Annotated in this window: 6 protein-coding genes; 3 read left to right on the top strand and 3 right to left on the bottom strand. The window is 51.1% G+C overall.

Going from position 1 to position 7,718, the window contains the following annotated elements:
* Positions 1-76: 76 nt before the first annotated feature.
* Complete coding sequence (locus ATHL_RS19050) at positions 77-934, bottom strand: hypothetical protein (protein ID WP_162787801.1); 858 nt, start codon at positions 932-934, stop codon at positions 77-79.
* On the bottom strand, positions 927-1,838 hold the full coding sequence (locus tag ATHL_RS17755) for a DUF4007 family protein (RefSeq protein ID WP_084001723.1): 912 nt from the start codon (positions 1,836-1,838) through the stop codon (positions 927-929). Before ATHL_RS17755 ends, ATHL_RS19050 begins: the two co-directional genes overlap by 8 nt.
* 567 nt (positions 1,839-2,405) lie before the next feature.
* On the opposite strand from ATHL_RS17755, the gene ATHL_RS17750 reads away from it, so the two are divergent.
* From ATHL_RS17750 to ATHL_RS17735, 3 genes are all read left to right on the top strand, one after another.
* Complete coding sequence (locus ATHL_RS17750; protein ID WP_062196477.1) at positions 2,406-3,350, top strand: tyrosine-type recombinase/integrase; 945 nt, start codon at positions 2,406-2,408, stop codon at positions 3,348-3,350.
* Between the two features lie 403 nt (positions 3,351-3,753).
* Entirely contained in the window at positions 3,754-4,824 is a 1,071-nt protein-coding gene (locus ATHL_RS17740; RefSeq protein WP_062196474.1) for an aldose 1-epimerase family protein, read from the top strand.
* Complete coding sequence (locus ATHL_RS17735; protein ID WP_062196472.1) at positions 4,805-6,337, top strand: FGGY-family carbohydrate kinase; 1,533 nt, start codon at positions 4,805-4,807, stop codon at positions 6,335-6,337. Before ATHL_RS17740 ends, ATHL_RS17735 begins: the two co-directional genes overlap by 20 nt.
* A gap of 13 nt (positions 6,338-6,350) precedes the next feature.
* On the opposite strand, the gene ATHL_RS17730 is transcribed toward ATHL_RS17735, so the two are convergent.
* Positions 6,351-7,391: a DUF2804 domain-containing protein gene (locus ATHL_RS17730; protein ID WP_062196470.1), complete on the bottom strand. Its 1,041-nt coding sequence runs from the start codon at positions 7,389-7,391 to the stop codon at positions 6,351-6,353.
* Positions 7,392-7,718 lie beyond the last annotated feature (327 nt).

The following is a 7,718-nucleotide window of genomic DNA, read 5'->3' as shown; positions in this document are numbered from 1 at the left end:
GGGTCTCCTTGGGTTTCGACTTCTGTTGTGGTGACAAAAGTTTACTCCCTTTGGAGATCCTCGTCTTATCCCGAATTCACGTTAATGTAATAAGTGGATCCTCAAAGGCATTAGCGAGCAGTCGAATTTGCTGGAGAGGAGGCTCCTGATAAGGAATATCTTCAAATCGCCCCTGTACTTTTGCCCACTCGCGTTGAGTAGCCCGATCCAATAGTGCAGCATATCCCTCGAAGGATTGATGAAGTATTCCGAGAAAAACTAATAAGTGCGAGTTGCTGCGAGAAGCAAATTCCGCCAATTCTTGAAGAAGATAGACATCATTTTCCTGAGGATGAGAAGCGGCATGCTCCAGTGCTTTCCCCATTTCGTCAAATAGAATCAATACTCCGCTAGTTTTTTCTCTGAATTGGGCAGTTTGTGAAACAAAGGTTTTCACCCAATTCAAGAAAGTTCGACTGTCACCATGGGAAACACTTTCGAGGGTTTGCTTGAGGTCGTTGGGAAAATTTTCTGCTTCCAACACTTGGAGGAATCCGCGAGCCAAACATTCCTGTAGGGTAGTACGCGCTCCTGTAACTGCAACTGTTAATAAACTTCCTCTTTCTCCTAAAGTTTTTTGTAACTGTTCTGCTATCAAGGGCGATGTTCTTGAGATTATTTCCCAGGCCGCAGCGTGTCCGTGACGACGTTGGTCAAGCAAATGAGCCAGGAATAGCCCAAAAAACGATTTACCTGAACCGTAAGGACCAGTTAGTGTCCATGCTCTTGCATGGTTAACAAATCCATCTACGATACGTTCTAGAGCATTGAGCGCTTGTGCAGTTAAGGTGTACCCCTCCAACAAATGAGCATTGGGTAAATCATCCTCAATTCTAACTGCACGTAAGCGGTTGGAACGAATACGAATAAATTCGCTCAGTAAAGATTCAGGCATAATATTTCCTCAATAAATCCCACCCTAAATTCTTGAATGCCGCATGAACATAAACTTGACGTAAACCAGCCGTTTCTTGCAACCTCAATGCTCCACCTGTAAGATCCTCCAAATCTTCTAAGTAAGAAATCATGCTATTTTCGTCTAACTTGAAAATCTGGCCAGGGCTACCCGGAGAATATACACAGTCATCCAATGTAACAGTTCGCTGATGAGAAAGTTTTTCTTCCAAAAAAATGGATATTGCATATCCCATAATGGGAGAGGGTAATGATGATTTTGCACCGATATCAAAACGGTAAACCCCATCACCTGGAGTGAAGTGTATCAAGTTCAAATCTACCAAAGGGCAATCCAAATTTTCTTCCCCATCTCTATTTCTACTTTGCGCCGCAACGTAAGTTCGAATAAAAACATCCACTTCTCGCTCAATCATACCTTCTGTGGTTTCAATCCCTCGTTGCACCAATTGATTTTTCAGGAATTCGGTCAAAGAATTTTTACGAAATTCAATATCAAAGTAGCGAGAAAAAACCAGGTGCCATATCAATCCACGTTGTTGGTTGCTTGCAAGTTGCCAATGCAAAAGCCATAAAGACCCAATATCTTCAAGGTAGGGATCCCACCCATCATCGGTAAACAACGACTTTCCTAAGGAAGTTGGTAGTAAAGTGCGAGTGCGCTCTGAAGGGCTTTCGCATATTCCTAAGGCAAGCATCCAGTAACGAATGGATGTCGCCATATTTTTACCAACCCCTAAAGTGACAAAAGCATCTTCTTGTGAAAATATATCAGGGTTTTCTAAAACAGCATCCAACCCCTTTTTTAGCCAACCGTAACGAAAAGTGAATTTTTCGTGTCCGCCAAATATTACACGGGTTCGTTGAGCCGTAAAGCTATTCATAGCACACCTGGATTTTTGAAAAGGCTATATTTTGTAGATAATAAAATTGCCCACCTTCAAATACAACCAGAAATAATCGCCCACGCATGCATTTCGGTTCGCTTGCGCGGGCGGCAAAAGTTTGCTATGCTCTTTTTGCCGCAACGCGCCGTGACCGCGTTGCCATCTCAGCCTCGCCGCGGAGATCGGCGGGGCTGAGTTTTTTCTTGTCCCATTGTACTTAGGCAGGGAACTATGTCAAGGAATAAAAGGAAGGGTGTCTGTCCCAAAAATGGTGGGCGACTTTTGAAACCCCACATATGGGGACAAATCCACCTGATTTACAACTTTTTATCACCATATGTGGCAAGCAATCAAAAACCAACCAGATATGGGACAAACACAAGGAAGGAGGAGCCCGCCAATTTTGTGTTGCTTGCGGGAAGGCTCAAAGTTTGCTAGCATAAGTTCAAAACCGCCATTTCACTGCCATCTCAGCCTCACCAATGTCCGCGGTGAGGCCAGATTTGTTTTCCATGATTTGGGGTTATCAATACCTGGTTCAATTTTTTTTACAAGAAGATTTCCATGAACAACCAAATATCTTTGAACCAGGCAATCTCTCTCTTCCTCGAAGCCAAAAAGGCACAATGTCTCAGTCAAAATACGATGATTGACTATGAGAGAACTCTCAGGAATTTCCAACAATTCTTAGAAAGTGATCCGCCTATAGACTCGATCACCACCACCGATGTTCGCCGTTTTCTGAATAGCCTCTCTCATTTATCCAAAAAATCTTTGCGAAATGTCTATATTGGCTTATCGTCCTTATGGACATGGTTGATAGAAGAGGAATATACCAATATCCACCTGATTAGAAAAATTAAACCCCCAAAGCCAGAAATCAGAGCTATTGAGCCGTACACCTATGAAGAATTGCAGAGGATGTTTTCCGTTCTTCACCGTTCACGAGAGTTCAATATTCCAGGGAAACGTCCCTTCACAATAGCCAAGCCAAACCCATTACGAAATTACGCTATTCTTCTCGTTTTACTGGATACAGGGATTCGCAATTCTGAATTATGCAATCTGAAAGTCTGTGATTTCAACCCCTCACATCCTTCAAGCATTAAAGTGTTTGGAAAAGGCGCAAAAGAGAGAGTTGTCCCAATCTCAGAAGTAACTTTACAGGCTATACAGGACTACCTTCAGAAAGAACGAGGGAATTATACTGAGGATGATTTCCTGTTTGTAGTGGATGACGAGAACAAGCCATTTCGGCCCGATACACTTCATCGGGTTATCAAACGTATTTGTCAGCAAGCAGGAGTTAGAAGGACTCACCTTGTCCATCGCTTTCGCCATACCTTTGCAGTGAATTTCCTCAAGAAAACACACAACCCTTACGCACTTCAAAGGATTCTGGGACACCAGAGTTTGGATATTGTCAAACGATACCTTGCGCTGGTTGATGCGGATGTGTTCGAGGCCCATGCAGAAGCCTCTCCCGTGATGAATCTGATCGCGAAATAGTCATACCGGGGCTGGTGGGGGAATGGAACAGCCCCTTTCCTTACTCATAACCGCTTGGTCGCAGGTTCGAACCCTGCCGGGCCCACTCTTTTCTCCCTTTTTGGTCGCAGGCCCCATCGAGGGATGTTATTCGAACCCTGCCGGGCCCACTCTTTTCTCCCTTTTTGGTCGCAGGCCCCATCGAGGGATGTTATTCGAACCCTGCCGGGCCTTCATGGCCGCTTCCCGCTTTTTCCTCACCCTTCACGCGAGAACCGTCTGACGAATACCTGTCGACCATCATAAACCCCGCTTGCACTCTCCGGTTGTGGAAAGTACAATCAATTGAGAAGAAAGTGGGGAAGAAAGAGTCCAGAAACAGCTCCCCTGGTTTATTTTTCTATCTGAGACAGGAATCAACACCATGACTCCATTCTTTAATCAAACATGGGATAAAGCCGCATTGCTCAGCAGAGTAGGCCGGATAGATCAGCTGGCGGGCATTCGCCTGGTTGAAGCTCTCGAAGGCAAAGCCCGGGGCTGCCGCCTGCTCGATGTGTGGACCGGGAGCGGGCTTCGCTTCCAGGTCAACGCAGACCGGGCGCTGGATCTTACCTTCTGCGAATTTCAGGGCATACCGGTGGCCTGGTATTCCCCGGCTGGAGAGGTCCACCCGTCCTTTTATGAACCAGAGGGCTTTGGCTGGTTGCGGTCATTCACCGGCGGCCTGCTCACCACCTGCGGACTGGATCAATTCGGCGTCCCTTCAGAAGATGAGAGCCAGTCTTTCGGGTTACACGGGCGCATCAGCAACACACCGGCCGATTCCTTGAGTCAGCGAAGCTACTGGGACGGTGAAACCTATCGGCTCGAGATCAGCGCGGTGATCCGTCAGGCGGCGCTCTTCCGAGAGAACCTGGTCCTGCGCCGAAAGATCACCACCAGCCTGGGGGCTTCACGCATTCAGATAGAAGATACCGTGACCAATGAGGGCTTTGAGGCAACTCCGCACATGATCCTCTACCACTTCAACCTGGGCTTTCCACTGGTCAGCGAATACAGCCGTTTACAGCTCAATACTCAAGAAACCCTTCCTCGAGATGAAGAGGCCCTCCGCGGTCTGGCAGAATGGGATCGCTTCCAGCCACCCACCCCGGGTTACCGTGAGCAGGTTTTCATTCATCGGCCCATTCCCGATCCATCAGGGAAAGCAACGGTTGCATTCCACAACCCCAGGCTGGGGTTATGCGTTCGCTGGCAGTATTCCACAGCCAGCCTCCCTTACCTGATGGAGTGGAAAATGATGGGCATGGGAGCGTATGTGGTAGGTGTTGAACCGGCCAACTGCAACGGCCTGGGCGGTCGTGCCACTACCCGAATGAAAGGGGAATTGCCCATCCTCCAGCCGGGAGAGAGCCGCACATACCAGATCGACTTCGAAGTAATGCCCACTAAGGAAGGTATGGAGGCCGCGCATGAACCTGATGGGGATTGATGTAGGCACAAGCGGCTGCAAGGTGGCGGTATTTTCAGAAACCGGTGAACTGCGTTCGCTGGCTTACGAGGAATACGACTACTGCCATCCACAACCCGGCTGGGCCGAGCTGGAGACTCCCCTTGTCTGGGGGCAAATCAAACGTACCATTTGCAAAGCCATGGTTGGGTTAAACGGCGGGTTCAAGGGTGAACCATTGCATGGGCTCTCGGTATCTTCCATGGGCGAAGCCGTTGTGCCGGTCACGCGCAACCGCGAAATCCTTGGCCCTTCCATGCTCAATTTCGATGCCCGCGGAGATGAATACCTGCCCGATCTTGCCAGCCGCATGTCTCCCCAGCGCCTTTACGCAATCAACGGGAACACGCTGGGCAGCCCCTATACCCTGACCAAGTTGCTCTGGCTTAAAAACCACCAGCCAGAGCTTTACCGTCGTGCCGATCTCTTCCTTCCCTGGGGGGCGTTTGTCTCTTTCATGCTCGGCGCTGATCCCTGTGTAGATTACAGCCTGGCCAACCGCACCCTTCTGTTTGACCTTGATTCCGGAGATTGGTCCGCTGAACTGTTGCAGTGGGCCGGTCTGGAGCGCGAGAAACTCCCATGTACCATTCCTTCCGGGCAGGTGATCGGCGCAGTTGCCCGTCCGATCGCAGAAGAGCTGGGCATTCCAGCCGGAACTCCCATCATCAGCGGGGGGCATGATCAGTGCTGTAATGCGGTGGGGTGTGGTGTGATCGAACCGGGAAGAGCCATGTACGGTATGGGGTCTTACCTTTGTGCCGTACCCGTTTTCTCCCGTCGGCCCGATCCCCGCGTCATGATAGAGCGCGGGCTGAACACCGAGCACCATGCCGCCCCCGGCCAGTTTGTAAGCTTCATTTATAATCAGGGCGGGGTGCTGGTCAAGTGGTTCCGTAATACCTTTGCCCGGGCCGAAGCCAGACAGGCCACCGAAAGCGGAGACAGCCTCTATCCGGCTTTGTTCGCCGAGCTCCCCGAAGGGCCTTCCAGTGTCTTCGTCTTGCCTCACTTCACTACCACTGGTCCTCCACGCTTTATCAAAGATTCCAGCGGGGTGATTGCCGGTCTCAGGCTTGAAACCAACCGGGGCGACATTCTTAAAGGGATAGTGGAAGCGGCCACGTATTACCTGCGCGATTGTTTTGAAAGTTTACCCGGCACAGGGATTGTCATTCATGAGTGCACTGCCGCAGGGGGCGGGAGCCAGTCCGACGCCTGGGTACAGCTCAGTGCCGACATTCTGGGAATACCCTTTGTCCGTCTCCAGGTGCACGAAGCCGGTTCTCTGGGTGCAGCGATCCTTGCCGGGGTCGGCGCCAGGCGCTTTTCTTCCCTGCAGGAAGGGATCTCTGCCATGGTGCATCAGAAAGACCGCTTTGAACCCGATGCCGCCCGAAAACACCTGTACGATGAGCGCTTCGCCCGCTACCGCGCCCTCGCTTCCTGTATGGAAAACGCCATGCGCGAATGGAACAGGCCCCTGACAGGATGAGCGGCGTCTTTCATCACCAGCGGGCGTGGTGCTCCTCGGTGAAACCGATTAAATTTTCAATATTCATCGTTTCTCCAGCATCACTGGTAACCCTGCCATTCAACCGCCCGAAGGTTTGATGCACCTCACTGAAAATTATTCCCAGGTTGGTGCGGGCCACACGCACCTTAAAGGGGGTCAACTCCAGATCCAACCGGCCTTCCTGATCTGAAAAACGCCAGGGCTTCATATAGTCTGAGGGGTCGTAGTCAAACCTGACCGCCCCCAGTTTATGAATCCGTCCGTTCAGGATAAAAGCGTCCTCAGTAGCCGCGGAGGTATCTCCAAACCCGCACCCAAGGTTGAACCCTACCGTACGTCCATCTGGCAAAAAGCCCGAAGCGCTGGCCCAGTTCCAGAAACTGCGATACTCCCAGACCCCGCGCCCCCAATCCAGAGAGCCGATGCTCTCCGTGGGCATCAGCCTTTCGGTCTCAGCCCCGTATTGAAGGCTCCCTTCCGCCGGCAGGCAGTTAATCTTCCGGTTGAAGTAAAAGCGCCGCCTGCCAATCGGGATCACAATGTTCATCGACTCCTGCTCCGGCGGGCAGTGAAGAAGAATCTCCGCGCTGAGCCCCCGCCCCCGGTTGAAACCCGGCCACCAGACCTCAACCCGGCGTCCCTCGGGGGTGACCGAGAAATCCAGCCGAACTTTTTTATTTTCAAAACGAGAGACTCCCTCTGTACTATTACGCGGCAAAACCACCCCACGGGCCAGCGGGATAACCAGCCCTTCTTCATGCAGTTCCCCGGTTGCAAAGTCAAGAATGTACACAAAAACGTTGCCGGCATAGCCCAGGTCGGCAATGGTGGCCGAGAAGAAACGCCGTGGCGTAAAAACGGCATAATAATCCCAGCGCTTCATGCGAAAGCGTTGAAAAAAACGCAGCCGGTAAAAACGGGCCATTTCAAGATTACAATCGAGCAGTGGCTGCCGCGACCAGCCCACCTGTGCCAGAGCACCGGTAGAATCGAGCAACGCTCCCGGTTGGACGATCTCGACCTGCGGCTTCATAAAAAACCTCCTGGCCATGGGAAGAAAAAAAGGAAAGAACGCAACGGATGGAACAAAAATAGTATAGCATTGTCCTTTCCACAGGACATACCCCCTGCCACCTCCGAGAAGGCACTCCGCTCCTTCTCGGAGGTCGTGATATACTCATCTCACCGGAGGCTCATGCTTACCAGCCAGCCATCCTTTCTCACCTGCAGGTTATACTGGCTTCTCCCCCTGACCGCCATGTTGGCCTTGCTGAGCGCCTGTGCCCCTACCACTTCCCTGCATGCCGACGTCCCCCCGCCGCCTCGCCCCTTTTTACACAGCGAGATTCTCACCCCCACC

Source organism: Anaerolinea thermolimosa (genome assembly GCF_001050195.2).
GTDB classification, from domain to species: Bacteria; Chloroflexota; Anaerolineae; order Anaerolineales; family Anaerolineaceae; genus Anaerolinea; species Anaerolinea thermolimosa.
Note: the sequence above shows the minus strand (reverse complement) of the source record. Positions and strands in the feature narration are given on the sequence as shown.

Excerpts from the sequence above, each read along its gene's own strand:
- ATHL_RS17740 (WP_062196474.1), top strand. The coding sequence starts at position 3,754 with ATGACTCCATTCTTTAATCAAACATGGGATAAAGCCGCATTGCTCAGC.
- ATHL_RS17755 (WP_084001723.1), bottom strand. The coding sequence starts at position 1,838 with ATGAATAGCTTTACGGCTCAACGAACCCGTGTAATATTTGGCGGACAC.
- ATHL_RS17735 (WP_062196472.1), top strand. The coding sequence starts at position 4,805 with ATGAACCTGATGGGGATTGATGTAGGCACAAGCGGCTGCAAGGTGGCG.
- ATHL_RS17730 (WP_062196470.1), bottom strand. The coding sequence starts at position 7,391 with ATGAAGCCGCAGGTCGAGATCGTCCAACCGGGAGCGTTGCTCGATTCT.
- ATHL_RS19050 (WP_162787801.1), bottom strand. The coding sequence starts at position 934 with ATGCCTGAATCTTTACTGAGCGAATTTATTCGTATTCGTTCCAACCGC.
- ATHL_RS17750 (WP_062196477.1), top strand. The coding sequence starts at position 2,406 with ATGAACAACCAAATATCTTTGAACCAGGCAATCTCTCTCTTCCTCGAA.